Origin of the sequence: Pseudomonas sp. BIGb0176 (assembly GCF_024810175.1) — a bacterium.
GTDB classification, from domain to species: Bacteria; Pseudomonadota; Gammaproteobacteria; order Pseudomonadales; family Pseudomonadaceae; genus Aquipseudomonas; species Aquipseudomonas protegens.
The window spans coordinates 1,087,277-1,112,841 of record NZ_JANUEC010000002.1 but is presented as its reverse complement, the minus strand read 5'-3'; the positions used below and the strand labels follow the sequence as shown (position 1 = coordinate 1,112,841).

Sequence of the window (25,565 nt, the reverse complement as noted above, 5' to 3'; positions counted from 1 at the left end):
GCCTGGTTCTATCCACAGGCAGGCCGCCCCCGATTATTCCCATCAAGCCTTGGGTCGCTGCCCTGCAGTGCTCATGGGCGTTCCATGCCCGCAGCGTGCCCGTGCGCGGATCCATCCATTCAGGCAGTAGTCCGATGACCCTTCGTGAGCAAGAAATCCAGCGCCGTACCGAACTCTCGGTGACCCGCGTGACCAAGGCGGTATTCCCGTCCACCACCAATCATCACAACACCCTGTTCGGCGGCACTGCCCTGGCCTGGATGGACGAGGTTTCGTTTATCGCCGCGACCCGTTTCTGCCGGCTGCCGTTGGTGACGGTGTCCACCGACCGCATTGATTTCAACCATCCGATTGCCGCAGGTTCGATCGTCGAATTGGTGGGGCGAGTGGTGAAGGTGGGTAACACCAGCCTCAAGGTCGAAGTCGAGGTGTTTGTAGAGAGCATGAGCTGTGATGGTCGGGAAAAGGCCATCCATGGCTTGTTCAGCTTTGTCGCCATCGACGATGACAAGCGCCCGGTGCCGGTGCTTCCAGGGTTTGCGACGTAGGAGCCGGCGTGCCGGCGAATAAGCCATCGGGCCTCTTCGCTGGCAAACCAGTTAGCGTTACAGGGACTCGGGCTGGATCAGGGCCAGCAGCGTCCAGCCTGCCGCCGGCTTGAGGCTGCTGTCTGGGGTGACGACATGCACCCAGCCGCTACTGTCGCGGGCAAACAGCAGAGTGGCGCGTTCGCCGTGCAGGGCCTGGTAATCGTTCCAGCCAAAGGCTTCGGTCAGGTTGGTGCTGTACAGCTCCGCGCCCTGGCCCAGCAGGCTGGCCAGCTTGGTGTAGGTCAAGGCCTCGCTGCCCAGCAACTGGCCGCGGTGTTCGTGGCTGGCCCGGTGCTTGTCGGTGCGCCGGCTTTCCTGGCTGTTGGCCAGGGCGAACAGGCGCTGGTGGCCGAAGTCGTGGCGAAAGCGCATGGCGGCCAGGGTGTTCAGCTCTCCTGAGGGCGAGAGTGCAAGCAAGTGGCCCAGGCCCACCAGGTCCAGATGGGCATCGGCGTGCTGCGAGGCCGGGTTGCCGAAATAGGTGGGCAGCCCTTCCATGCGCGCCGCGCGAATGTTTTCCCAGCTGGAGTCGGTCAACAGCACCCGGCTGCCCAGTTGCTGCAAGGCTTTGCCAAGGGTCCGTGCCGGGCCGTTGGCGCCGACGATGAGAAAGCCGCTGGGCGCCGGCTCGGCGACTTTCAACAGGCGCGCCAGGGGGCGAGCCGTGGCGCTTTGCAGGACCACGGTGCCGATGATCACGGCAAAGGTCAGTGGCACCAGCAGCAATGCCCCCTCATGACCGGCTTCATCCAGGCGGATGGCGAAGATCGCCGACACCGCTGCTGCAACAATCCCCCGTGGGGCAATCCACGCCAGCAAGGCGCGTTCACGCCAGTTGAGGTTGGAACCGGCCGTGGACAGCAGCACGTTCAGTGGCCGGGCGATGAACTGGATCACCAGCAGCAGGATCAGCACCAGCGGGCCCAGGGCAATCAGCGCCTTGAGGTCCAGGCGTGCCGCCAGCAGGATGAACAGCCCGGAAATCAGCAGCACGCTGAGGTTTTCCTTGAAGTGCAGGATGTGCCGCACATCCACGCCCTTCATGTTGGCCATCCACATGCCCATCAGGGTCACCGCCAGCAGCCCGGATTCGTGCATCACCTGGTTGGACGCGATGAAGATTCCCAGCACTGCCGCCAGGGTTGCCAGGTTGTGCAGGTATTCCGGCAGCCACTGGCGACGCATGATGCTGCCCAGGACCCAGCCGCCGGCGATGCCGAACAGGCTGCCGCACAGAATCACCCCGCCAAAGGTCAGCAGGCTCTGGCTCAGACCGGCGCCCTCGGCGCTGGCGATGATGAAGCTGTAGACCACCACCGCCAGCAGGGCGCCGATAGGGTCGATGACGATGCCTTCCCAGCGCAGGATATTGGCGATCGAAGCCTTGGGCCGCACTACCCGCAGCATGGGCACGATCACCGTCGGTCCGGTGACCAGGGTCAGGGTGCCGAACAGCAGGGCCAGCATCCAGTCGAAGCCCAGCAGCCAGTGGGTGGCCAGGGTGATCACGGCCCAGGTGGACAGCGCGCCGATGGTCACCAGGCGGTGCACCACACTGCCGATCTCGCGCCACTCGGAGAGGTGCAGGGTCAGGCTGCCTTCGAACAGGATCAGCGCCACCGCCAGCGAAACCAGGGGCATCAGCAGCGGGCCGAACATCTCCTGCGGGTCGAGCCAGCCCAGTATCGGCCCGGCCAGAATGCCGCTGAGCAACAGAAAGAGAATGGCCGGCAGTTTCAGCCTCCAGGCCAGCCACTGGCAGCCCAGCGCGGCCACGCCGATGCCGCCGAAGGCCAGCAGAATCTGTTGTTCACTCATCAATGCACCCTGTTCCTGAAAATGGCTGGCTATGAAAGACTAGCGACCCTGCGCGCAGTTCACTATTTTTTTACGCCTGGCCTCTGGGCCGCGCCTTTCGAGTCTTTATGCCTGCCATCGACCACCCCCTGATCGACCGTTTTCTCGACGCCCTGTGGTTGGAGAAAGGCCTGTCCGACAACACGCGCGACGCCTATCGCAGTGACCTGGCGTTGTTCAACGGCTGGTTGCAGGAGCAGGGGCTGGAGTTGCCGCGGGCCGGGCGCGAGCTGATCCTCGATCACCTGGCCTGGCGCGTGGAGCAAGCCTACAAGCCCCGCTCGACAGCGCGATTCCTCTCGGGCGTGCGTGGTTTCTATCGCTATCTGCTGCGGGAAAAGCTGATTGAAATCGATCCAACCTTGCAGATCGACATGCCGCAACTGGGGCGTCCGTTGCCCAAGTCGCTGTCGGAGGCGGATGTGGAAGCGCTGCTGGCCGCGCCGGACCTGAGCGAGGCCATCGGCCAGCGCGACCGGGCCATGCTCGAAGTGCTCTATGCCTGCGGCCTGCGGGTTACCGAGCTGATCAGCCTGACCCTGGAGCAGGTCAACCTGCGCCAGGGCGTGCTGCGGGTCATGGGCAAGGGCAGCAAGGAGCGCCTGGTGCCCATGGGCGAGGAGGCGATTGTCTGGGTCGAGCGCTACATGCGTGATGCCCGTGCCGAGCTGCTGGGCGGGCGTCCCAGCGACGTGCTGTTCCCCAGCCTGCGTGGCGAGCAGATGACTCGCCAGACCTTCTGGCATCGGATCAAGCACCAGGCCAAGGTCGCCGGGATCGGCAAGGCGCTGTCGCCCCACACCTTGCGCCATGCCTTCGCTACCCATCTGCTCAATCACGGCGCCGACCTGCGAGTGGTGCAGATGCTGTTGGGCCATAGCGACCTGTCCACCACCCAGATCTATACCCATGTGGCCCGCGCCCGGCTGCAGGATCTGCACGCCAAGCACCATCCGCGCGGTTGATTTGCCTTCCGGGCCGCGCTTTGCGTCGCCCGTAGTCGGTGCCGGCAAACAGATGTGATAGGCTTTGCCGGTTTGCAAAACGGCTGTTTGCGAGCGGTTGCCATGGTGATCGCTGCGAGTGGCCCATTTGCCCGCCTTCAGGAGTTCCCATGCGCTTGACCCAGATTTTTGCCGCCGCCTCCCTGGCGCTGCTCAGCACTTTTGCCATGGCCGATGACAGTGCCGAGAAAGCCATCCGCAAGAGCCTCGAGACCCTGCAGCTCGAAACGCCTGTGGAAAGCATTACCGCCAGCCCCATGGGTGGCCTGTACGAAGTCAAGCTCAAGGGCAGCCGTGTGCTGTACGCCAGCGCCGACGGCCAGTTCGTGGTCCAGGGCTACCTGTTCCAGCTCAAGGATGGCAAGCCGGTCAACCTCACCGAAAAAACCGAGCGCCTGGGCATTTCCAAGTTGATCAACGGCATTCCGGTCGCGGAAACTGTGGTCTATCCAGCCATTGGCGAGACCAAGACCCACATCACCGTGTTCACCGACACCACCTGCCCGTACTGCCACAAGCTGCACGCCGAAGTGCCCGAGCTGAACAAGCTGGGTGTGGAAGTGCGCTACGTGGCGTTCCCGCGCCAGGGCCTGGGCTCGCCGGGTGACGAACAGCTGCAGGCGGTCTGGTGCTCGGCGGACAAGAAAGCCGCGATGGACAAGATGGTCGACGGCAAGGAAATCAAGGCCGCCAAGTGCGCCAACCCGGTGTCCAAGCAATTCGCCCTGGGCCAGTCGATCGGCGTCAACGGCACCCCGGCCATCGTTCTGGCTGATGGCCAGGTGATTCCCGGCTACCAGCCGGCACCGCAGATCGCCAAACTGGCCCTGGGTGCGAAATAATCCTGCATCGTCACGCTAGCCTTTGACGATCATGGCCCGCCGGCCAAGCCGGCGGGCCATTAATAGAGAGCCGCGCAGTTTGCGGCTGTATTCCACGGCCGGCCTAGAGTCGGCCGTTTTATGGGGAGTTCAGAGTGAATCCGGTCAAAGTAGGCATCTGTGGGCTGGGTACTGTCGGTGGCGGTACCCTAAACGTACTTCAGCGCAACGCCGAGGAGATTGCCCGCCGTGCCGGGCGTGGAATCGAAGTAGCGCAGATTGCTACCCGTACGCCAAAGCCGCAGTTCCAAACGACCGGTATTGCGATTACCAACGATGTCTTCGCCGTGGCCACCAACCCTGAAATCGATATCGTCATCGAGCTGGTGGGCGGCTACACCGTGGCCCGTGACCTGGTGCTCAAGGCCATCGAGAACGGCAAGCACGTGGTCACCGCGAACAAGGCGCTGATCGCCGTGCACGGCAACGAAATCTTCGCCAAGGCCCAGGAGAAGGGCGTGATCGTGGCCTTCGAAGCCGCCGTGGCCGGTGGCATCCCGGTGATCAAGGCGATCCGCGAAGGCCTGTCGGCCAACCGTATCAACTGGCTGGCGGGGATCATCAACGGCACCGGCAACTTCATCCTCTCGGAAATGCGCGAGAAGGGCCGCACCTTTGAAGACGTGCTGGCCGAAGCGCAGGCCCTGGGCTACGCCGAAGCCGATCCGACCTTCGACGTCGAAGGCATCGATGCCGCGCACAAGCTGACCATCCTGGCCTCCATTGCCTTTGGTATCCCGCTGCAGTTCGACAAGGCCTACACCGAAGGCATCACCAAGCTCACCACCGCCGACGTGAACTACGCCGAGGCCCTGGGCTACCGCATCAAGCACCTGGGTGTGGCGCGCCGCACCGAGGCCGGTATCGAGCTGCGGGTGCACCCGACCCTGATTCCGGCCGATCGCCTGATCGCCAACGTCAACGGTGTGATGAACGCGGTCATGGTCAATGGCGATGCCGCCGGTTCGACCCTGTTCTACGGCGCCGGCGCGGGCATGGAGCCGACCGCTTCCTCGGTGGTGGCCGACCTGGTGGACGTGGTTCGCGCCATGACCAGCGACCCGGAAAACCGCGTGCCGCACCTGGCGTTCCAGCCTGACTCGCTGTCGGATCATCCGATCCTGCCGATCGAGTCCTGCGAGAGCGCCTACTACCTGCGCATCCAGGCCAAGGATCACCCGGGCGTACTGGCCCAGGTGGCGAGCATCCTCTCGGAGCGCGGCATCAACATCGAATCGATCATGCAGAAGGAAGTGGAAGAGCAGGACGGCCTGGTGCCGATGATCCTGCTGACCCACCGTGTTCTGGAGCAGCACATCAACGATGCGATCACCGCCCTGGAGGCCCTGCAGGGCGTCGTTGGCCCGGTGGTGCGTATCCGCGTCGAACATTTGAATTAATGAAGCAGCCGCAAGTGGCAAGCGGCAAGCGCCAAGTCAGAAGCTGATCGGCTTTGACTTGAGGCTTGAAGTTTGCGGCTTGAGGCTCAAACCGAAGGTTTGTCCCCATGCGCTATATCAGTACTCGTGGCCAGGCACCGGCCCTGAATTTCGAAGATGTGCTGCTGGCAGGTCTGGCCAGCGACGGCGGTCTCTATGTGCCAGAGAACCTGCCGCGTTTCACTCAGGAAGAAATCGCTTCCTGGGCTGGCCTGCCGTATCACGAGCTGGCGTTCCGGGTCATGCGCCCGTTCGTCACCGGCAGCATTCCGGACGCCGATTTCAAGAAGATCCTTGAAGAAACCTACGGCGCCTTCTCCCACAACGCCATTGCGCCGCTGCGCCAGCTCAACGGCAACGAGTGGGTGCTGGAGCTGTTCCATGGCCCGACCCTGGCATTCAAGGACTTCGCCCTGCAGCTGCTGGGTCGCCTGCTGGACTACGTGCTGGAGAAGCGCGGCGAGCGCGTGGTGATCATCGGTGCCACCTCCGGTGACACCGGCTCGGCGGCCATCGAAGGCTGCAAGCGTTGCGACAACGTCGACATCTTCATCCTGCATCCGCACAACCGTGTATCGGAAGTGCAGCGCCGGCAGATGACCACCATCCTCGGCGAGAACATCCACAACATCGCCATCGAAGGCAACTTCGACGACTGCCAGGAAATGGTCAAGGCCAGCTTCGCCGACCAGGGCTTCCTCAAGGGCACTCGCCTGGTGGCGGTGAACTCGATCAACTGGGCGCGGATCATGGCCCAGATCGTCTACTACTTCCACGCGGCCCTGCAGTTGGGCGGCCCGGCACGTTCCATCGCGTTCTCGGTGCCCACCGGCAACTTCGGCGACATCTTCGCCGGTTACCTGGCGCGCAACATGGGCCTGCCGATCAGCCAACTGATCGTCGCCACCAACCGCAACGACATCCTGCACCGCTTCATGAGCGGCAATCAGTACGTCAAGGAAACCCTGCACGCGACCCTGTCGCCGTCCATGGACATCATGGTCTCGTCGAACTTCGAGCGTCTGCTGTTCGACCTGCACGGTCGCAACGGCGCGGCCCTGGCGGCTTTGATGGACAGCTTCAAGCAGGGCGGCGGTTTCAGCGTCGAACAGGATCGCTGGACCGAAGCGCGCAAGCTGTTCGACTCCCTGGCGGTGAACGACGAGCAGACCTGCGAAACCATCGCCGAAGTCTTCGCCCAGACCGGCGAAGTGCTGGACCCGCACACCGCGATCGGGGTCAAGGCCGCCCGTGAATGCCGGCGCAGCCTGGATACACCCATGGTGGTCCTGGGCACCGCGCACCCGGTCAAGTTCCCGGATGCGGTGGAAAAGGCCGGTGTCGGCAAGGCTCTGGAGCTGCCGGCGCATCTGTCCGACCTGTTCCAGCGTGAAGAGCGCTGCACGGTCCTGGCCAACGACCTGAAAGCGGTGCAGGCTTTTGTCAGCCAGCACGGCAATCGTGGCAAGCCGCTCTGATTCATTGGCTTTGCCGACTAACAAGCCCGTCTTCTGACGGGCTTTGTTTTTTCTTGCCCCAGTGGCATGAGTGTGGCTCGCAAGACGCCGGGAGGCCCGGATGATTCGCCGTCGAACCTATCGGAAACTGCCCGTCCAGCGCTGGCTGTGCGGGCCTGTGCTGGTCTGTGCAATATTCGCTTGGGCGGCACCTGCCTACGCCGCTCAGAACCTGTCTTTCAAGTTGGTGCCGGCCTTCGTCGATCTCGACCCCTTGCCCCTGGCTCCCGCCGAGCAGCGATGGCTGAAAAGCCACCGGACCCTAAGGGTGGGGATTTCCATCGATGACTACCAGCCCATCGACATCACTCGCGACCGTAACCGTTACCAGGGCATCAGCGCCGATTACCTGAGCCTGGTGGGCGAGCGCCTGGGGACGTCCATGGAGGTCCTGGGCTTTTCCGAGCGCGAGCAGGCGGTGGAAGCGCTGCGCAACGGCACCATCGATGTGCTGACCAGTGCCAACGGCTATGAGCGCGGAGCGCCGGGGCTGCGTTTTACCAGTGACTACATGCCGGACCTGGCGGTGGTCGTGGTGCGTCGGGACGAGCCGCAGCCCAGTGACGACCTGGCGGGCAAGAAGGTGGTGCTGCTGGACGGCTACGCCAATGCCGCCCAGGTCCATGCGGCCTATCCCGACAGCCAGATCATGCTTTCACCGAACCTCTACAGCGGCCTGGAAGCGGTGAAGCAGGGGGATGCCGACGCCTTCATCGGCAACGAGGTGATCGTTCGCGCCTACAAGGCCCTGCGTCCCTACCTGGGGTTGCAGATCCACGTGGAAAGCCGCCTGCCGCCCACCGGCTTCGCCTTCGCCACCCGCGACAGCAATGTGCTGCTGGCGCAGTTGCTGGAAAAGGCCCTGCAAAGCATCGATGAATCCATACGCCGGGAAATCCAGGCTCGCTGGACCACTGGCCTTGGGGCGAGCAACTTCGCTGAGCCGATCGAGCTCAGCGCCCAGGAACAGGCCTGGATCCTCCAGCACCAGCATGTGGTGGTGGCCTCCCAGCAATACCCGCCCCATGTGTTCAAGGACAAGGAAGGCCAGTGGACCGGCCTCAATATCGACCTGCTCAACCGTATCTCGCGCATGACCGGGCTGCATTTCGTGCAGAAGGAAAGCCAGACTACTGCCCAGACTCTGGAACTGCTGGAAAGCGGGGAGGCGCAGATGAACACCACCCTCACGGCCAGCGATGACCGGCGGTTGTTCCTGAACTTCTCCCATGCCTTCGGCGGCGCGGCCTGGGTGTTCGTGGTGCGTCCCGAGGACCGGCGCCTGAGCAGCCTGAAGCAGATGGCGGGGGAGGTGCTGGTGCTTCCGGCCCGGCACACCCTGGAGAGCTTTATCCGGCGCAACTACCCGGACATTCGCCTGCGCAGCGTTGCCAGCTATGAAGAGGCCCGGGCCCTGGTCAGCAATGGCGAGGCCATGGCGACTATCCAGAGCGAGGTGCAAGCCCTGGGGCCGGCCGAGACCGGGGTGATGGTAGGGCGCAGTGTCGAGGGCACCTGGTCGGCCGACGAGTTTTCCGTGCGCAAGGACCAGCCCGAGCTGCTGAGCATTCTCAACAAGGCACTGGAAGCCTTGCCGGTAGCGGAGCTCAGCGCTCTGCGCTTGAAATGGCTGGGGGCTACGCCAGTGCCGGTGCCTGCCTGGCAGCGCGTGCCGAACTGGGTGTATTGGGCGATTGCCACAGCACTGCTGTTCGGCCTGATTTCCCTGGCCTGGAACAGTCGCCTCAAGCGCCAGATCCAGCAGCGATTGCTGGCCGAACAGCGGCTCAATGATCAACTGGTGTTCAAGCGGGCTTTGCTCGACGGTATTCCCAACCCGATTTTCGTGCGCGACCTGCAGGGGCGTTTGATGACCTGCAACAAGAGTTATGAACAGCAATTGGGCACCAGCCTGGCGCAGATCCAGGGGCGGCAACTGACCGAACTGGACATCCTGCCGCCGGCCACCGCCCAGCAGTTGCATGGTGAGTTCATGCAGTTGCTGGCCTCCGGTGAGTCGGTGTTCGCCGACCGACAGGTGGAGTCCAGGGATGGCCCTATCGATGTCTATCAGTGGGCGGTGCCCTTCTACAGTGCAGAAGGGCAGTTGCAGGGCTTGCTGGGCGGCTGGATCGACATCACCGAGCGCAAGCGCCTGGAGAACCAACTGGTGGAGGCACGCCAGGCGGCCGATCAGGCCAACGCGGCGAAGACGGCTTTCCTGTCCACCATGAGCCACGAGATCCGCACACCGATGACCGCCATCCTTGGCCTGCTGGAGCTGGAGAAAGAGCAGGCGCGGCTGCGCGGCGTGCCCTTTTCCGAAGCCCTGCGGGTGGCTTACCAGTCTGCCCAGGAATTGATCGGCCTGATGGGCGATAGCCTGGACCTGGCCAAGATCGAGGCCGGGTATATGCACCTGGTGCCCCAGGTCACCGCCCTCAAGCCGTTTTTCGAGAGTATCCGGCAGTTGTTCGAGGTCACGGCGCGCAACCAGGGCGTGCAGTTGCAGCTGGTGTTCAGTGAGCGGGCCAAGGGCCGTTATCTGTTCGACCCGGCGCGCCTGCGCCAGGTAGTGCACAACCTGTTGAGCAACGCGCTGAAATTCACCGCCCAGGGCGAGGTGCGGATGACGGTAGAGTGCCAGCCTGACGAGTCCGGCCTTGAGTGCCTGCGCATCAGCGTTGCGGACACCGGCCGCGGTATCAGCGCCGAGCAGCAGGCCAAGCTGTTCACGCCCTTTGTCCAGGCCGATGCCATGACCTCGTCGGCCTACGGCGGCACCGGGCTGGGGTTGAGTATCTGCCGGCAACTGGTGGAACTGATGGGCGGGCGGATTCACCTGCTCAGCGAGCCTGGGGTCGGTACCGTGGTGTCGCTGGAGTTGTACCTGGAGCGGGTCAGTGACGATTTCGAGTCTGTGCCGGCGTCGACGCAGGAACGTCCGCCGAGCCGGAGCATGGAGGTGCTGGTGGTGGATGACTTGAGCGCCAACCGCATGGTCCTGTGCCAGCAACTGATGTTCCTCGGGCACCGGGTGGTGGCCTGTGACAATGCCCGGGAGGCGTTGCAGCAATGGCGTGGCGGCACCTTCGACGTGGTGATGACTGACTGCAACATGCCGGACATGAGCGGCTACGCCCTGGCCGAGGCGATACGCCAGGCCGAGGCACAGGAAGGGCGCGGGCGTTGTCCGGTGATCGGCTGCACCGCCAATGCCTTTGAAGACGAACGCGAGCGCTGCGAGGAGGCCGGAATGGATCAACTGCTGGTCAAGCCGGTAACCCTGGATCAGTTGGCCCAGGCCCTGGCGCGCTTCCTGCCGCCGCCATCCTTCAACATCCAGACCTTGCGCAGCATGACCCAGGCCGACGACCAGGTGCTGCAACGCATGCTGCACGAGTTGTTGCGCAACCTCGCCGAGGAGCAGCAGGCGCTGGAAGCGGCGCACCAGGACCGCGACCGGGAACGCCTAGGGGGTACCCTGCATCGGCTCAAGGGCGTGTGCTGCCTGATCGATGCCCTGCCCCTGGCCAGGGCCTGTATCGAGCTCGAGGGGCTGGTCAAGGGGCGGCAGGACGAGGCCATCGATCGTCATTGGCCATTGTTGCTGGAGGTCATCGCCAGCTTGCGCAGTGATATCCAGGCTGTCCTGGATGATTAAGACTTGTCCTATGTGTGTGTAGGAATTGTCTGATTAACCTGCCGGCTCGTTGTGGATACTTGCCACGCACGTCGTACCGGAGGTTGCCCCATGCATTCGCTTAAAGTGCTGATTCTCGAAGATAACTCGTTCCAATTGATGGCCCTGCACCAGATGCTCAACGCCAATGGCGTGTTCAATGTGCTGACCGCCGAGAGTGTCGAGGCCGCGCGGCGTTCGCTGGACAGCAAGGGGCCGGTGGATATCGCCATCTGCGACCTGTACCTGGAGCAGGCCGACGGGCTGGAGTTGATCCGTGACCTGGCCCGCCAGGAGCGGGCCAGGGCGCTGATCATCCTCAGCGATGCTGAAGAGGATGTGCTGGAGGGGGCGGCCGGCATGGCCCGGGAGCTGGGCCTGAAAGTGCTGGGCTGCCTGCCCAAGCCGGCCTCGGTGACGGTGATCGGCGACTTGCTCACGGCCTACCAGCAGCACTCCAGGCAGGGGGCGCCGGCGCCGGACCAGGCGTTGCTGCGGGACTTGCTCGGGCTGGAGCCGTTTTCCCTCGACAGCGTCACCCAGGAGGAAGGGCTGGCGGCTATCCTGGGCCACGGCGTGGCGCATTTCCAGCCGGTCATCCAGCCCCACGGCGAGCTCCAGGGGGTCGAGGCCCTGGCCCGCTGGCAGCACCCCGAGCGCGGGCTGCTGATGCCCGGGGAGTTTCTGCCATTGATCGAGTTCGCCGGCCTGCAGGAGATCTTTACCTGGCACATGCTGGAACAGGCCCTGGAGCTGGCGGCTGGGGTGAAGCTGGTGATGGGCCATTCGTTGCCGGTGGCAGTGAACATTCCCATCGGCATCCTTGAACGGCCGCTGTTTCCCCGTCAGCTGGAGGCCTTGCTCAGGCGTTTCGAAGTGCCCGCCCGGCTGCTGACCCTGGAAATCATCGACACCACCCGGCTACAGACCGATACCGCCCATGTGGAGGCGCTGCTGCGCCTGCGGATGATCGGCTGCAAATTGTCCATCGGCGACTTCGGCATCGGCGGCACCAGCCTGCAGCGCTTGTTGGAACTGCCCTTTACCGAGTTGAAGATTCCCCCGGTGTTCGTGGCGGGCATGGCGGCCGACGAGCGCAAGGTGGCCCTGGTCGGTGGGGCGATGAACATGGCCCGGCGCATGTCCCTGGGAGTGGTGGTGGCCGGGATCGAGAGCGAGGCCGACTATAAGGCGGCCAAGGCCCTGGGGGCGGCCCATCTGCAGGGCTGCTTCCTGGCCGGGCCGATGAGCGCTGCCCAGATGCGCCAGTGGCTGGCGCAGGCGCTGGACCGGGGTGCTGAGGGGGCTGGCGCTGAGGGCCTGTGTGCCTAGGACAGCCCGTGCTCCTGCACGTAGATGTACAGCGCGGCTTCGCTGGACAGGCCGAGCTTGCGCATGGCACTGACCTTCTGCGCACTGACGGTCTGCTTGCTGCGGTTGAGTTGCGCGGCAATTTCCCCGACCGCATGGCCAGCGGCCAACAGGCGGATCACTTCCAGCTCCCGCGGCGACAACTGATCGCTGGAAACCAGGCGGTCCGGCCCCACTTCGCCGGCCAGGCTCAGGGCCTGCTTGATGGCCTGGGCGATGTAGGGCTTGTGTTGCCGCGCCCGGGCGATGGCGGTCGGCAGCTCGTCCGCCAGGCTGGCCTTGCTCAGCAGGCCCGTTACTCCCAGATCGAGGATCGAGCGGAACAGCCCGGGGTGGTTGAGCATGGTCACCACCACGATGGGCAGGTCGGGGTGGCGGCGGCGCAGCTGTTCGATCAGGCGCAGGCCGTCGTTCTGCTGTTCGGCTGGCATCATGAAATCCGTCACCAGCACATCGCATTCGATCTCCTGCATCAGTTGCGCCAGGGCGGAGGGCGAGCTGGCCTCGCCGACGATGGCCAGGCTGTCGTCCTGTTCCAGGACGGCGCGCAGGCCAATGAGGAAGATCGGGTGGTCGTCGGCAAGGATGATGCGCAATTTGTTGTTCGTCGTTGCTTTCAAAGCTGAGCTCCAATGCAAAGGCGGCGTTGTTTGCGCCTGGTCGGCCGTTTTTCAGCTGTCATATTACCCGTGCATGCTCGATTGACTCAGGTCGGCAGCAGTAGGTGTGGCGAACTTTCTTCTCTGAGCGATGGTCACTTGAATGTCAGAAAGCTACCGGCATTTTTGTTTTCGAACCTTTAATTCGAGCTATTGAGTGGTGATCTAGATGGAAAGTATCAGTCTTTTATTGAGTGAGGCCCTGAGCCCTTACCAGGTTGCTCTGACGCCTTGCGGGGCTCGGGGCGAATGCCTGGTGACCTTGAAGAATGCTGCCGGCGCCATCGTGGTGGAGCGTGAGGTCAATCGGGCCCAGCTCACTGACAAGCGCCTGCTCACTGATGTGGTGGACGGCCTGCACCGTGATGTGCTGATCGCCGAAGGCCGGCTCGAACCCTGCGTGATCGCCGCCCTGCGCCATGCCGCCGAAGACAAGGCGTTCGCCCGGCGCAATTGATCTGAAATTTTACGGAACCTTCCGCCAGGCCCGTCAGTCAGACTCAGTATCAGCAGGATCAGGCATTGTGCTCCGGTGCTTGTGGCCTGCTGGTACGGGTCTGCAAAGACCACGTTTAACCCCGAGTCGTCTCCCCACTTCTCGGGGTTTCTTTTTGCCCGGCGTTTGTCAGTGGTCCTTCAAGTCCTGGAAGTAGGCCCGGGCATCGGCGCGGTATTCATCGCGCATTCCGGGGTCCAGCCAGGCGGCATACAACTCCACCAGTCGCTCCTCGCGCAGCTTGAGCAGGGCCTGGTTGATCCGGGTGATGGCTTTGCGGCCCTGCGGGGTATCGGAGCAGCCGACGTGGATTTCCTGATACTTGCTGGTGCCTTCGACCGGGTAGAACTCCAGATCCTGCGGGTCCATGCCCTGCTGCACGGCCTGGTAGCGGATTTCCGGCCAGTAGCCCAACAGCAGTTGCAGGCGCCCCAGGCGCTGCATCTGCAGCAGGCTGCCCAGGGCGTCGTTGCCGTAGTGGGCGCGGATCTGCTGCGGAGCAACCTGCTGCAGCAGGTTGTCGAGCTGTTGCCCGTAGCTGCGCTCTGCCACCACCCCGATCAGTTCCTTGCCGCTGTCGAGCAGGCCATGCAGGTCGACCTTGCCGTCATGGATGAAGTGCGCGATCTGTTCACGGTCGGCACGGCGGATCGCCAGGCCATTGCTCAGCACTCGAAAGCTGGTGATGGAAAAGGCCACCCATTGCGCACGCTCCTTGTTCCAGATCAGCGCCGGATCACAGGTGAAGCTGGGGTCGCGCAACATCTGCATGCCCCGGGCGCGATTGACCCGTACCAGTTCGTGCTGGTACTCCGGCAGGCTGGCAATCAATTGCGGCATCAGCAGGTCGACCACTCCTCGACCTTTTTGCTGGCCCTCGAAAATATTCAGCGGCGGCAGGTCGCGCAGCAGCCAGGTGAGCATTTCGCCGGCGTGGCCGGGGGCGCAGGGCAGCCACAGCAGGCAGGTCGCGAGCGCCATCGTCAACCGGCCAAGGCCTGGCCTCGGGCGTCGCTGGGCCCGTTGCGGGGGGGCAGTGTGAGACGGCTGTTTCAGCTTAGATTGCCCCAGAGTTGCGCAGGTCCTGGATCTGCTCGCTGCTGTAGCCCAGGCCGGCCAGAACTTCGCTGGAATGTTCGCCGAGCTCGGGGCCGACCCAGTCGGCCGAGCCCGGAGTCTGCGAGAGCTTTGGCACGATGCCGGGCATCTTGAAGGCCTTGCCGTCCGGCAGCCTGGCCTGGAGGAACATTTCCCGGGCGAGGAATTGCGGGTCGTGGAACATGTCCTCGGCGCTGAAGATCCGGCTCGCCGGGACTTCGGCCTGGTTCAACTGCTCCAGCACCTGCTCCAGGGGCAGGGACGCCACCCAGCGGTCGATCACCCCATAGAGTTCGTCGCGGCGGGTGTCGCGCCCGTCGTTGCTGGCCAGGGCCGGGTCATTGGCCAGGTCCTCACGGCCGATCAGGAGCATGAAGCGCTTGAAGATCGCATCGCCGTTGGCGCCGATCTGCACGTGCTTGCCGTCGGCACTGGTGTGGATCGACGAAGGGGTGATGCCGGGCATGATGTTGCCACTGCGTTCGCGGATGAAGCCGAATACATCGAACTCCGGAACCATGCTTTCCATCATGGCGAAGATCGCCTCGTACAGCGCCACGTCCACCACCTGCCCCTGGCCGCCGTTGACCTCGCGGTGACGCAGCGCCATCAGCGCGCCGATCACCCCCCACAGGGCAGCGATGGAGTCGCCGATGGAAATTCCGGTGCGCACCGGTGGGCGGTCCTCGAAACCGGTGATGTAGCGCAGGCCGCCCATGGATTCGCCCACCGCGCCGAAGCCCGGTTGGTCCTTCATCGGCCCGGTCTGGCCAAAGCCCGATAGCCGCACCATCACCAGTTTGGGGTTGAGGGCGTGCAGCACGTCCCACCCCAGGCCGAGTTTTTCCAGCACGCCGGGGCGAAAGTTCTCGATCAGGATGTCCGCTTCACCCAGCAGTTGCTTGAGCACCGCCAGGCCTTCCGGGTGCTTGAGGTTCAGGGTCAGGGACTTCTTGTTACGTGCCTGGACGAACCACCACAGCGAGGTGCCTTCATACAGCTTGCGCCACTTGCGCAGCGGATCGCCGCCATCGGGTGACTCGACCTTGATCACCTCGGCACCGAACTCGGCGCAGATGCGCGAGGCGAAAGGGCCGGCGATCAGGGTGCCGAGTTCTATCACTTTCAATCCGGCGAGGGGCTTGCTGAGGCTGGTCATGGGGCATCCGCTGGGCAGGAAAATCCGCCTAGCCTAGACCATTGGTCGCCATTAAGGCAGCGCCTGACGCCTGCCTTTGCCGATTATTTCCCGCCCGGGCCAAGGATTATTGTGCTTCTCATTCTATTGGGCGGCAGGGTTTAATGACGCCGCTTGAAAAAAGAGCGGTTGCGAAAGCTGTAAAAGGGTCTATGCAGCGATGGATGCCTTGCGGCTGTTTGCCGAGCGATCTTCCTGATATTTCTTGTTACAAATGTCGCCTGTAAATTTTACATGTGATGAATTGAAAACCTTACATGTGATGTTTTAGTCTCTGCGCCATGGAAAACAAATCCTCAGCCCATTACCAACGTTTATTCCGCCAGCGCCTGCGTGATCAGGGCTTGGTGAAAAAGGAAGTCTGGATACTGCCGGAGAACGCCCAGGCGTTGCTGGCGGTTGAACGCAAACTGCGTCAGCCCTCAGAAGGGCTGGCTCCTGTGGAAAAGGATGGAGAAATGAGCATGCCGCAGATCTGGAATGCCCGATCGCTGTGCCAGGCCCTGGTAGCCACCGAGTTGTTCAGCAGTGGCGAAGCCAGCGTTGAACTGCTGGAGGGTGCGGAGCCGAGCTTGCACGTGACCATGCGCGAATACGGCGACCTGCCGTTGTTCGTGGCCCTGTCCGGCGAGCAGATCCTGGTGGAGGCGCTGCTGTGGCCGCAAAGTGAAGTGACCGATGTGGCCGCGTTCAACGAGGAAGTGTTGCTCAGCCGCCAGTTGTTCCCGCTGTCGAGCATCGGCCTGGAAACCCGTTTTGGCGGTGAGCGCCACTACATGATGTACGGCGCCCTGAGCGCAACCTCGATTCTCTCCAACGTGCTCTACGAGATCGAAACCCTGGCCAGCAACGTGATCAGGGCAACCGAGGCCTACGAAGGCTACCTGAAGGCTCAGGCCTGACCTGGAGGAATGCACATGAACGTATGGAGCAAGCTGCTCACCGCGCTGCGCGGTGGTGCCAATGAGGCGGGCGAGGCCCTGGTGGACAGCCAGGCGCTGAGGATTCTCGATCAGGAGATCCGCGACGCCGATCAGGAACTGCGCAAGTCCAAGGAAGCCCTGGCCGAGATCATGGCCCGGCAGAAACTCGCCGCCGAGCGCGCCAACGGCAGCGCGGCCAAGATCGCCGAGTATGAAAGCTACGCCCTCAAGGCCCTGGAAGCGGGCAACGAAGCCCTTGCCCAGGAAGTGGCGCAAAAGATCGCCAACCTGGAAAATGACCTGGCCGTGGAGCGTGAGCAGGCCGATGGTTTTGCCGCCAGCGTCGCGCAGTTGCGCAAGGCCGTGACCCAGGCCGAGGGCAACATCAAGCATTTGAAACAACAGGTGGATACCGTCAAGGCCACCGAAAGCGTGCAGAAGGCCCAGCAGGCCGTGGCCCAGCGCTATGGCGGCTCCCAGAGCAAGCTGCACACCGCCGTGGAGTCCCTGGAGCGGATCAAGCAGAAGCAGGCCGAGCGCGCGGCAAAGATGGACGCCGCGGCCGAGCTGGCCAATACCAGCAGCCCGGACGATGCCCTGGATGCCAAGTTGCGTGAAGCCGGGATCGTTGCCGGCAGCACCAGCGCCGACAGCGTGCTGGCGCGCCTCAAGGACCGTAGCAAGTCCTGATTCACCGTTGTGTTGTAGGGGCGGGGCCGCCTGGCCTTGCCCGGCTTTTTCAGGGATAGGAAAGCAATGGAAATCTTCCTGCAGACAGTGTTGTCGTTCCCCACAGTGCTGTTCAGCTTCATGCTCTGCCTGGCCGTGATCTACTGGGCCGTGGTGGCCATGGGCATGCTTGAAGTCGACCTGCTGGACTTCGAGGCCGACTCGCTGCTCGACAGTGCCCACGCCGGCGAAGGCCTGGCCGGGCTGCTGATCAAGTTCAAACTCAACGGGGTGCCGGTCACCCTGGTGCTGACCCTGCTGATGTTCTTCAGCTGGTTCCTGACCTATTTCGCCGAACTCTACGTGCTCAGCCACCTGCCCCTGGGTTGGCTGCGCTATCCCCTGGGCCTGTTGCTGGCGGTGTTCGCACTGTTCCTGGCAGCGCCCATCAGCGCGACGATCTGTCGTCCGCTGCGCCCGCTGTTTCTCAAGATGGAGGCCACCAGCAGCAAGTCGGTGCTGGGGCAGACGGCTGTGGTACGCAGCGGCAGAGTCACCCTGGAACATGGCGAAGCCGTGCTCGAGGACGGCGGCGCGGGCCTGATCCTGCGTGTGCGTGCCGATGAGGCACGAGCTTTCAAACGCGGCGATCGCGTCGTGTTACTGGAGTATCTGGAGGCGCAACACGCCTATCGGGTCATTACAGAGGACGAGTTTCGCGGCCTCTGAGCCCGGGCTTCCTCAAGAATCAAAGGAGATTGATTGCATGAATTTACCGTCGCTGCTGCCCATCCTGCTCGGGATCGGCCTCGTCGTCCTGGTGGTCTTCGGCCTGTTGGCCCTGTTCAAGGCCTTCTATATCAAGGTTCCCCAAGGCACAGCGTTGATTGTCAACGACATGTCCTCGACCCCCAAGGTGCATTTCACCGGTGCCCTGGTGTACCCGGTCATCCACCTCAAGGAGTTCATGCGCATCTCGCTGATCACCCTGGAAGTCGACCGTCGGGCCAAGGACGGGCTGATCTGCCGCGACAACATGCGCGCCGACATCACCGTGGCCTTCTACCTGCGGGTCAATGAAACCCAGGAAGACGTGCTCAAGGTGGCCAAGGCCATCGGTGTCGACCGTGCCTCCGACCGCGCCGCGGTCAACGAACTGTTCAACGCCAAGTTCTCCGAAGCGCTGAAAACCGTGGGCAAGCAGTTCGATTTCGTCCAGCTGTTCGAGAACCGCCAGGACTTCCGCGACCGCATCATCGAGATCATCGGCAACGACCTCAACGGCTATGTGCTGGAAGACGTGGCCATCGACTACCTGGAGCAGACCGCCAAGCACTCCCTGGACCCGAGCAACATTCTCGACGCCGAGGGTATCCGCAAGATCACCGAGCTGACCGCGGCGCAGAACGTCATCACCAACGAACTGGAGCGCAACCAGGAACTGGCGATCCAGAAGAAGAACGTCGAGACCCGCGAAGCCTCGCTGTCCCTCGAACGCCAGCAGGCCGATGCCGAAGCCCGGCAGAAGCGCGAGATCGAAACCATCCGTGCCCGCGAGGAAGCCGAGACCGCCAAGGTCAAGGAAGAAGAGCGCCTGAAGGCCGAACAGGCACGCATTCAGTCCCAGCAGGAAATCGACGTGCGCACCGAGAACCATCAGCGCGAAGTCGAAGTGGCCCAGCAGAACCGCCAGCGTGCGGTGGTCATCGAAGTCGAGAAAGTCACCCGCGCCAAGGACCTGGAAGTGGTGGCCCGCGAGCGTGAAGTGGAACTGCAACGCATCGAGAAAGAAAAGGCTCTGGAAGAACAGCGCAAGAACATCGCCACCGTGATCCGTGAGCGGGTAGCGGTGGAGAAGACCGTGGCCCAGGAGGAAGAGCGGATCAAGGAAGTGCGCGAAGTCTCCGAAGCCGAGCGCGCCAAGCAAGTGGTGGTGATCCAGGCCCAGGCCGAAGCCGAGCAGGACCTGGTGCGCCAGGTGAAGCAGGCCGAAGCCGACGAGACCCGTTCCAAGCACAAGGCCGTGGAAATCAACAACCTGGCCCAGGCCGAACTGGAAGCCGCGGCCAAGCAGGCCGAAGCCAAGAAACGCCTGGCCGAAGGCCTGGAAGCCGAGCGCGCCGCGCCTGGCCTGGCCGATGCCCGGGTGCTGGAAATCACCGCAGCGGCCCAGGAAAAGGAAGGCCTGGCTCAAGCCCGCGTACGCACCGAGCAGTTGATTGCCGAAGCCCGCGGCGAGCAGGAAAAAGGCCTGGCCGACGCCCGCATCATGGAAGCCCAGGCGGCTGCCAAAGAGAAGGACGGCCTGGCAGAAGCCAAGGTCATGGAAGAGAAGCTCGGGGCTCAGGCCCGTGGCGAAGAGCAACTGGGCGCGGCCAAGGCCAAGGCCACCAAGGACCTGGGTTCGGCCGAAGCCGAAGTGCTGCTGCAGCGCCTGAACGCCGAAGCCGAAGGCCTGGGCAAGAAGTTCGGTGCCCTGGACTCCCTCAGCGACAGCGCACGTCAGCACGAAGAGTTCCGCATGCAATTGGAGAAGAACTTCGAGGAAGCGATGGCCGCCATCGCCGCCAACAAGGAAATCGCCAAGGACCAGGCCGAAGTGCTGTCCGCCGCCCTCAGCAAGGCCAAGATCGAGATCGTTGGTGGCGAAGGCGACTTCTTCAACTCCTTCGCCAAGTCACTGTCGGTGGGCAAGGCCATCGAGGGCGTGGTGGGCAAGAGCCCGGTGGTCCAGGACGTCCTGGCACGCCTGCTCAATGGCAAGGGCGCTCCGGCCGTAGCCGCTGAGCTGGCCGCCGCTGCCGTTACGCGCAAGGCCGACGCTCCGTCTGCCGAAGCCTGAAATGCCTGACCACAGCTGATTCACCAGCCCTCACCTAATCCTGTAGCCACCGTTTTTATCCACGGCTGCAGGGCAGGTGTCAGGCGGCGGGTTTCAGCTGGCTGGTTTCAGGTGCAGGGCTCCAGGTTTGAGGAGCCCGCTTTTTTGCACACCGCCGTAGATCCAGGAAGGCCACGATGTCGGACGCTCAAGTCGCAACTCCCCCACAGGACGTATTGGATAAGGCCGTCGCCGAAGGCGGCGCCTATGAGGTGCTGCAAAAGCGCCTGCTGGACCAGGGCCAGCGCCTGCGGGCCACCACTGACGACCTCAACCAGAGGCGTCTCGACGAGTTCGGCAACAGCCGCATGGAAGTGGTCGGGCGGGTGCGCATCCGTACCGAGAACAACTGCATCGCCCGGGACATCGTCCAGGTCGGCGACTGCCTGTTGTTTGGCTACAACGTCTTTATCGGCCTGAAGAAGGAAACCAGCGTCGCCGACGTGTTTTCCCTCTACCGCCTGGTGGAAGAGGGCGAAGGCTACGAAGCCGAGCCCGTGCCCCTGGAAGGCAGTTTTTTGGCGGCCCAGGGCTTCCTCAACGATTTCAACGAGCTCTACACCTATTACAAGAACACCCGCCTGCTGCAACTGGCGATCCGTGACGGCAAGTTGCTGGCGAGTTTCCAGATCGGCGAGCGCGTCACCGATGTGCGGGTGTTCCGTTGGTCGATCTCGGTGGACGGACGGGACGTCCGTTACATCGACAATCGCGGCGAGCGAGATATCGCCCTGCCGGCGCCCTTCGACTTCGAATGGAAGAAGGCCACCCGCGAGATGGTGGTCGAAGGCCGCTTCCCGCACCTGAACATCCTCGACACGGTGTTCGTCGAAACCATCGGCGGCGACCTGACCATCAAGGTCGAGAACAACACCGAGTCGGGTCTGGGCATCTACCGTGAAGAGGTGCTGGACAAGACCCAGTCCCTGGACGACTCGCAGATCGAATTCGCCCGCCTGGGCAGCCTGATCCTGCTCAAGGTTCTGCCGTACCGCGAAGAGCAGTGGCGCTATCTGGTGTTCAACAGCCTGACTCGCCAGGTGGAGCGCATCGACGCCATCGGCCTGGCCTGCGTGCAGCTGCCGGAAGACCACGGGATCATCTTCCCCGGCGGCTATTACCTGCAGAGCGGCGAGTACAAGACCTTCGAACAGTCCATGGAAGGCATGCGCTTCAAGCGCTCGGTGCGCTCGCCCAACGGTGAAGATGTGCAGTACATCTTCTACCACCCGGAGCAGGGCCGCTCGGTGCTGCTGACCTACAACATGATCAACCGCCAGTTGCAGAACCCGCTGTTCGGCCACGGTTACGCGCGCCTGGAAGACGGGCGCATGGTGATCTTCGCCGCCGAGGGCGACGAGCCGACCCGGGTCCATCCGATGCAGGTCTGGCAGACACCGTTCTTCACCGAGGAGTACGCCGCGCGGCAGCCGACCCGCAGCGGTTTTCTCGGACGCATCGGCAATGCCGAACTGGTGCGCAGCGTTTCCGACCTCTACGACCTGTGCCGCGAGATCGATACCCCGGCGGTGTCGGTGCAGCGCTATTCGCTGCTGTGCCAGAACACCCGTCGGCTGTTCGATGTGTACCACTGGCTGGGCAGCGACGAGCTGGACGGCCTGGCCCCGCTGCTGCGGGAAGTGGCGTCCACGTCGGAGCTGGTGCTGGACGAATACGAGAAGGTCGAAAGCATCCGCCGCCAGTCGGACCAGGCCATGGTGGCCGCGGAGGCCAAGCAGAAAGCCCTGCTGGACAGCCTGCTGGTGGACAGCTGGGACCAGGTGCAGAGCTTCGTCGATGCGCTGAACGGCATCACCACCCAGCGCGGCCTGCTGCTGACCATTCGCGACTACCGCTACATCGACGTGGCGCGCATCGACGCCATGGAAGCCGAGCTGCTCAAGGCCCAGGAACGCACTGCCGCCGGCACCGCGACCTTCCTTGCCAGCGAGCAGGCCCTGCAACCCTTCGTCACCCAGCTCGAAACCCTGGACGCCCAGGCGCAGAAAGCCGAAACCGTGGCCCAGCTCAGCGAGCCCCTGGGCGCCCTGCAAGCCATGGCCGGGGACCTGGACATGCTGTCGAGCCTGATGGCCTCGTTGCAGATCGACGACGCCACCCAGCGCACCCGGATCATCGAATCCATCTCGCAGATCTACGCCCGCCTGAACCAGGCCAAGGCCCGCGCCGAACAACGGCGCAAGGCCCTGGGTTCGACCGAGACCGTGGCCCAGTTCGGCGCCCAGTTCAAACTCTTCAGCCAGGGCATCACCAACGCCCTGGCCCAGGCCCAGGACCCCGAGCGTTGCGATGAGCAACTGTCGCGCTTGCTGGTACAGCTTGAGGAGCTGGAGAGTCGCTTTGGCGATCACGAACAGTTCCTCGGCGACATCCTCGGCAAGCGCGAGGAGTTGCTGGAAACCTTCGAGGCCCACAAGCAATCGCTGCTCGACGAGCGCCAGCGCAAGGCCCAGGGCCTGCTGGATGCCGCGCGGCGGATTCTCGACAGCCTCGGTCGGCGCACCGCCAAGTTCACCCAGGCCGAAGAGCTCAATGCGTTCTTCGCCGCCGACCCGCTGATCCTCAAGCTGCGGGAGCTGGCCGAGCGCCTGCGCGAGCTCAAGGACAGCGTCAAGGCCGACGATGTCGAGTCGCGCCTCAAAGGCGCCCGGGACCAAGCCGTGCGTGCCCTGCGCGACAAGACCGAGCTGTTCGAAGAGGGCGGCAACGTCATCAAGCTGGGGCCGCGCCACCGCTTCAGCGTCAACACCCAGGAGCTGGACCTGACCCTGATGCCCCGGGGCGATGAGCTGCACCTGCACCTCACCGGCACGGATTTCCTCGAACCCCTGCGCGACCCCGAGCTGGAGGCCCTGCGGGACTTCTGGCAGGTAGCCCTGGAGTCGGAATCGGCCCAGTTGTACCGCGCCGAATACCTGGCCGGGCAGGTGCTGGACGCTGCCGACCGCGGCGAGGAAGGCCTGAGCCTGGAAAGCCTGAAACCCTTGCTGGCGCACCCTGAAGAACTGGCGCGGGTGATCCGCGACTTTGCCGCGCCGCGCTACAAGGAAGGCTACGAGAAGGGCATCCACGACCACGACGCCGCAGCGATCCTCCTGCAGCTGCTGCCCCTGCGCGACAGCGCCGGCCTGCTGCGTTTCGGCGCGGCGGCCCGTGCCTTTGCCTGCCTCTACTGGGATCGCCAGCAGGAACAGCCGCAACCTCGGCAATGGGTGGAACGTGCCCGTACCAGCCGGCATATCCAGCAACTGTTCGGGCGTCGTGAAGGCTTGCTGCAATTGCAGGAGGAAATCCTCGTGGCGCTGGGTGACTGGCATCAGCAGCACGCCTTCACCCTGGCCGCCGAGCTGTTGCCCGAGGCTGCCGAGTACCTGGTTCAGGAACTGGCCGCAGAACGCATCGAATTCACCTTCAGCAAATACGCCAAGCAACTGCAGGAAGCCCTGACCCTGCGCCTGCAAGGCGCGCGGATGTGGGACGACTACCAGCAGGCCCTGGCGCGGCTGGTGGAGCGGCCCGCTGCGCAGTGGGCGCTGACCGAGAACTGGCTCTCGGCCCTGTGCGCCGAGGGCGAGTTCGTCGAGTGGGCCGACTACGTGCCCGAGGCGGTGGCCCTGTCGCTGCTGCGGGAAGACTTTGCCAAGCGCATCACCGAAGTCGATCTGCGGTTCAAGGTCGACAACCTGATGGGCGAACACCCGCGCATCCAGGAGCGCAGCCTGTCCCTCACCGTGGACGGCTTCTTCGCTCGCCTGCGGGCTCACCGCGAACAATTCCTGCCTGGCCTGCAGCGTTACCAGAGCCTGCGCCAGGGCATCATCAGCCGCGAACGCTCGGCCCTGCGCCTGAGCGAATTCAAGCCGCGGCCGCTGAGCTCGTTCGTGCGCAACAAGCTGATCAACGATGTGTACCTGGGCTTTATCGGCGACAACCTGGCCAAGCAGATGGGCACCGTGGGCGAGAACAAGCGCACCGACCTGATGGGCCTGTTGATGCTGATTTCGCCACCGGGCTACGGCAAGACCACCCTGATGGAGTACGTGGCCCACCGCCTGGGCCTGATCTTCATGAAGATCAACGGCCCGGCCCTGGGGCACCAGGTCCGTTCCCTGGACCCGGCCCAGGCGCCGGACGCCACTTCGCGCCAGGAGCTGGAGAAGCTCAACCTGGCCCTGGAGATGGGCAACAACGTGATGCTCTATGTCGACGACATCCAGCACACCCACCCGGAATTCCTGCAGAAGTTCATCTCGCTGTGCGACGGCACCCGGCGCATCGAAGGCGTGTGGAAAGGCCGCACCAAGACCTACGACATGCGCGGCAAGAAGTTCTGCGTGGTGATGTCGGGCAACCCGTACACCGAGTCCGGCGAAGTGTTCAAGATCCCCGACATGCTGGCCAACCGGGCCGACATCTATAACCTCGGCGACACCCTGGGGGGCATGCAGGACGCCTTCGCCCTGAGCTACATCGAGAACGGCCTGACCTCCAACCCGGTGCTGGCGCCACTGGCCACCCGCGACATGGCGGACGTCTACCGCTTCGTCGCCAAGGCCGAGGGCAAGGCCTTCTCCAGCAACGAGCTGAGCCACAGCTACAGCGGTGCCGAGATCAACGAGATCACCACCACCCTGCAACGCCTGATGCAGGTGCGCGACGTGGTGCTGCGGGTCAACCAGCAGTACATCGCCAGCGCCGCCCAGGCCGACCAGTACCGCAGCGAGCCGCCGTTCAAGTTGCAGGGCAGCTACCGCAACATGAACAAGATGGCCGAGAAGATCTCGGCGGTGATGAACGATGCCGAGCTCCTGCAACTCTTGGCCGACCACTACCAGGGCGAATCCCAGCTGCTGACCACCGGCGCCGAAGAGAACCTGCTCAAGCTCGCCGAACTGCGGGGCAACCAGACCCCGGAGCAGAGCGAGCGCTGGACCCAGATCAAGCGCGACTTCGTGCGCAACCGTTCCATGGGCGGCAGCGACAGCGATGTCGGTACCCGCGTCGTGGCGCAGCTCAACGATCTGGTGGAAGGTGTGCGCGGCCTGGCCCGGCCCGCGCCGCAGCAAGGCATGCGTGAAGTGCTGGAGAACCTCTCCGAGCACCTGGAGCAGAGTTTCCTGCCGCTGCTCAAGGTCATGCACAAGAAGATCGATGTCGACCTGCACAGCCACCAGCGCATCGGCGACATTGCCACGCGCCTCGACGAACTGAGCCAGATGCTCAGTAACGGCGAGGTTCCGACCCTCAAGGACTCCCAACCGTAGGAGCCGGCTTGCCGG

At 63.6% G+C, this 25,565-nt stretch carries 17 protein-coding genes; 13 read left to right on the top strand and 4 right to left on the bottom strand.

Going from position 1 to position 25,565, the window contains the following annotated elements:
• Positions 1–134: 134 nt before the first annotated feature.
• The gene (locus tag M2395_RS16120) at positions 135–548 is read left to right on the top strand and encodes an acyl-CoA thioesterase (protein WP_019094772.1); all 414 of its coding nucleotides are present in this window, start codon (positions 135–137) and stop codon (positions 546–548) included.
• Positions 549–605: 57 nt separating this feature from the next.
• Here the strand turns inward: M2395_RS16120 and M2395_RS16115 are convergent, their stop codons facing one another.
• A complete protein-coding gene (locus M2395_RS16115) occupies positions 606–2,408 on the bottom strand; it encodes a sodium:proton antiporter (protein ID WP_072443100.1) in 1,803 nt (600 codons plus the stop codon).
• 107 nt (positions 2,409–2,515) lie between these two features.
• Between M2395_RS16115 and xerD the strand changes: the two genes are divergently transcribed.
• The 6 genes from xerD (at position 2,516) to M2395_RS16085 (ending at position 12,302) form a co-directional block, all read left to right on the top strand.
• Positions 2,516–3,412, top strand: a complete 897-nt coding sequence (xerD, locus tag M2395_RS16110; RefSeq protein WP_011059449.1) for a site-specific tyrosine recombinase XerD — start codon at positions 2,516–2,518, stop codon at positions 3,410–3,412.
• A 149-nt stretch (positions 3,413–3,561) separates the two neighbouring features.
• A complete protein-coding gene (locus M2395_RS16105) occupies positions 3,562–4,293 on the top strand; it encodes a thioredoxin fold domain-containing protein (protein ID WP_011059450.1) in 732 nt (243 codons plus the stop codon).
• A gap of 134 nt (positions 4,294–4,427) precedes the next feature.
• A complete protein-coding gene (locus M2395_RS16100) occupies positions 4,428–5,732 on the top strand; it encodes a homoserine dehydrogenase (protein ID WP_011059451.1) in 1,305 nt (434 codons plus the stop codon).
• A gap of 107 nt (positions 5,733–5,839) precedes the next feature.
• A complete protein-coding gene (thrC, locus tag M2395_RS16095) occupies positions 5,840–7,249 on the top strand; it encodes a threonine synthase (RefSeq protein WP_011059452.1) in 1,410 nt (469 codons plus the stop codon).
• A gap of 100 nt (positions 7,250–7,349) precedes the next feature.
• Positions 7,350–10,952, top strand: a complete 3,603-nt coding sequence (locus M2395_RS16090; RefSeq protein ID WP_123430109.1) for an ATP-binding protein — start codon at positions 7,350–7,352, stop codon at positions 10,950–10,952.
• Positions 10,953–11,042: 90 nt separating this feature from the next.
• Entirely contained in the window at positions 11,043–12,302 is a 1,260-nt protein-coding gene (locus tag M2395_RS16085) for an EAL domain-containing protein (RefSeq protein ID WP_011059454.1), read from the top strand.
• Here the strand turns inward: M2395_RS16085 and M2395_RS16080 are convergent.
• Positions 12,299–12,961 (bottom strand): response regulator transcription factor, encoded by a 663-nt coding sequence (locus M2395_RS16080; RefSeq protein ID WP_011059455.1) that lies wholly within the window; start codon positions 12,959–12,961, stop codon positions 12,299–12,301. The genes M2395_RS16085 and M2395_RS16080 overlap by 4 nt on opposite strands.
• A gap of 208 nt (positions 12,962–13,169) precedes the next feature.
• On the opposite strand from M2395_RS16080, the gene M2395_RS16075 reads away from it, so the two are divergent.
• Complete coding sequence (locus tag M2395_RS16075) at positions 13,170–13,457, top strand: DUF3509 domain-containing protein (RefSeq protein ID WP_011059456.1); 288 nt, start codon at positions 13,170–13,172, stop codon at positions 13,455–13,457.
• A 168-nt stretch (positions 13,458–13,625) separates the two neighbouring features.
• Here the strand turns inward: M2395_RS16075 and M2395_RS16070 are convergent, their stop codons facing one another.
• Positions 13,626–14,477 (bottom strand): TIGR02285 family protein, encoded by an 852-nt coding sequence (locus M2395_RS16070; protein ID WP_015634285.1) that lies wholly within the window; start codon positions 14,475–14,477, stop codon positions 13,626–13,628.
• Between the two features lie 76 nt (positions 14,478–14,553).
• Entirely contained in the window at positions 14,554–15,753 is a 1,200-nt protein-coding gene (locus M2395_RS16065) for a CaiB/BaiF CoA-transferase family protein (protein WP_011059458.1), read from the bottom strand.
• A 320-nt stretch (positions 15,754–16,073) separates the two neighbouring features.
• On the opposite strand from M2395_RS16065, the gene M2395_RS16060 reads away from it, so the two are divergent.
• The 5 genes from M2395_RS16060 to M2395_RS16040 all read left to right on the top strand — a co-directional run bounded on the left by M2395_RS16060 (position 16,074) and on the right by M2395_RS16040 (position 25,550).
• Positions 16,074–16,694: a YjfI family protein gene (locus M2395_RS16060; RefSeq protein ID WP_011059459.1), complete on the top strand. Its 621-nt coding sequence runs from the start codon at positions 16,074–16,076 to the stop codon at positions 16,692–16,694.
• 15 nt (positions 16,695–16,709) lie between these two features.
• The gene (locus M2395_RS16055) at positions 16,710–17,405 is read left to right on the top strand and encodes a PspA/IM30 family protein (protein WP_041116143.1); all 696 of its coding nucleotides are present in this window, start codon (positions 16,710–16,712) and stop codon (positions 17,403–17,405) included.
• Positions 17,406–17,471: 66 nt separating this feature from the next.
• Positions 17,472–18,113, top strand: coding sequence for an OB-fold-containig protein (locus M2395_RS16050; RefSeq protein WP_041116145.1), 642 nt, complete (start codon positions 17,472–17,474; stop codon positions 18,111–18,113).
• A gap of 37 nt (positions 18,114–18,150) precedes the next feature.
• Positions 18,151–20,226 carry a flotillin family protein gene (locus tag M2395_RS16045; protein ID WP_015634288.1) on the top strand — a complete coding sequence of 692 codons (2,076 nt, stop codon included), beginning with the start codon at positions 18,151–18,153 and terminating at the stop codon, positions 20,224–20,226.
• A 176-nt stretch (positions 20,227–20,402) separates the two neighbouring features.
• The gene (locus M2395_RS16040; protein WP_123430110.1) at positions 20,403–25,550 is read left to right on the top strand and encodes a DNA repair ATPase; all 5,148 of its coding nucleotides are present in this window, start codon (positions 20,403–20,405) and stop codon (positions 25,548–25,550) included.
• Positions 25,551–25,565 lie beyond the last annotated feature (15 nt).

What these genes read in the sequence shown, in the direction of transcription:
- M2395_RS16085 (WP_011059454.1), top strand. Translation starts at nt 11,043, where the DNA reads ATGCATTCGCTTAAAGTGCTGATTCTCGAAGATAACTCGTTCCAATTG.
- M2395_RS16120 (WP_019094772.1), top strand. Translation starts at nt 135, where the DNA reads ATGACCCTTCGTGAGCAAGAAATCCAGCGCCGTACCGAACTCTCGGTG.
- xerD (WP_011059449.1), top strand. Translation starts at nt 2,516, where the DNA reads ATGCCTGCCATCGACCACCCCCTGATCGACCGTTTTCTCGACGCCCTG.
- M2395_RS16090 (WP_123430109.1), top strand. Translation starts at nt 7,350, where the DNA reads ATGATTCGCCGTCGAACCTATCGGAAACTGCCCGTCCAGCGCTGGCTG.
- M2395_RS16065 (WP_011059458.1), bottom strand. Translation starts at nt 15,753, where the DNA reads ATGACCAGCCTCAGCAAGCCCCTCGCCGGATTGAAAGTGATAGAACTC.
- M2395_RS16075 (WP_011059456.1), top strand. Translation starts at nt 13,170, where the DNA reads ATGGAAAGTATCAGTCTTTTATTGAGTGAGGCCCTGAGCCCTTACCAG.
- thrC (WP_011059452.1), top strand. Translation starts at nt 5,840, where the DNA reads ATGCGCTATATCAGTACTCGTGGCCAGGCACCGGCCCTGAATTTCGAA.
- M2395_RS16070 (WP_015634285.1), bottom strand. Translation starts at nt 14,477, where the DNA reads ATGGCGCTCGCGACCTGCCTGCTGTGGCTGCCCTGCGCCCCCGGCCAC.
- M2395_RS16045 (WP_015634288.1), top strand. Translation starts at nt 18,151, where the DNA reads ATGAATTTACCGTCGCTGCTGCCCATCCTGCTCGGGATCGGCCTCGTC.
- M2395_RS16060 (WP_011059459.1), top strand. Translation starts at nt 16,074, where the DNA reads ATGGAAAACAAATCCTCAGCCCATTACCAACGTTTATTCCGCCAGCGC.
- M2395_RS16105 (WP_011059450.1), top strand. Translation starts at nt 3,562, where the DNA reads ATGCGCTTGACCCAGATTTTTGCCGCCGCCTCCCTGGCGCTGCTCAGC.
- M2395_RS16115 (WP_072443100.1), bottom strand. Translation starts at nt 2,408, where the DNA reads ATGAGTGAACAACAGATTCTGCTGGCCTTCGGCGGCATCGGCGTGGCC.
- M2395_RS16050 (WP_041116145.1), top strand. Translation starts at nt 17,472, where the DNA reads ATGGAAATCTTCCTGCAGACAGTGTTGTCGTTCCCCACAGTGCTGTTC.
- M2395_RS16055 (WP_041116143.1), top strand. Translation starts at nt 16,710, where the DNA reads ATGAACGTATGGAGCAAGCTGCTCACCGCGCTGCGCGGTGGTGCCAAT.
- M2395_RS16040 (WP_123430110.1), top strand. Translation starts at nt 20,403, where the DNA reads ATGTCGGACGCTCAAGTCGCAACTCCCCCACAGGACGTATTGGATAAG.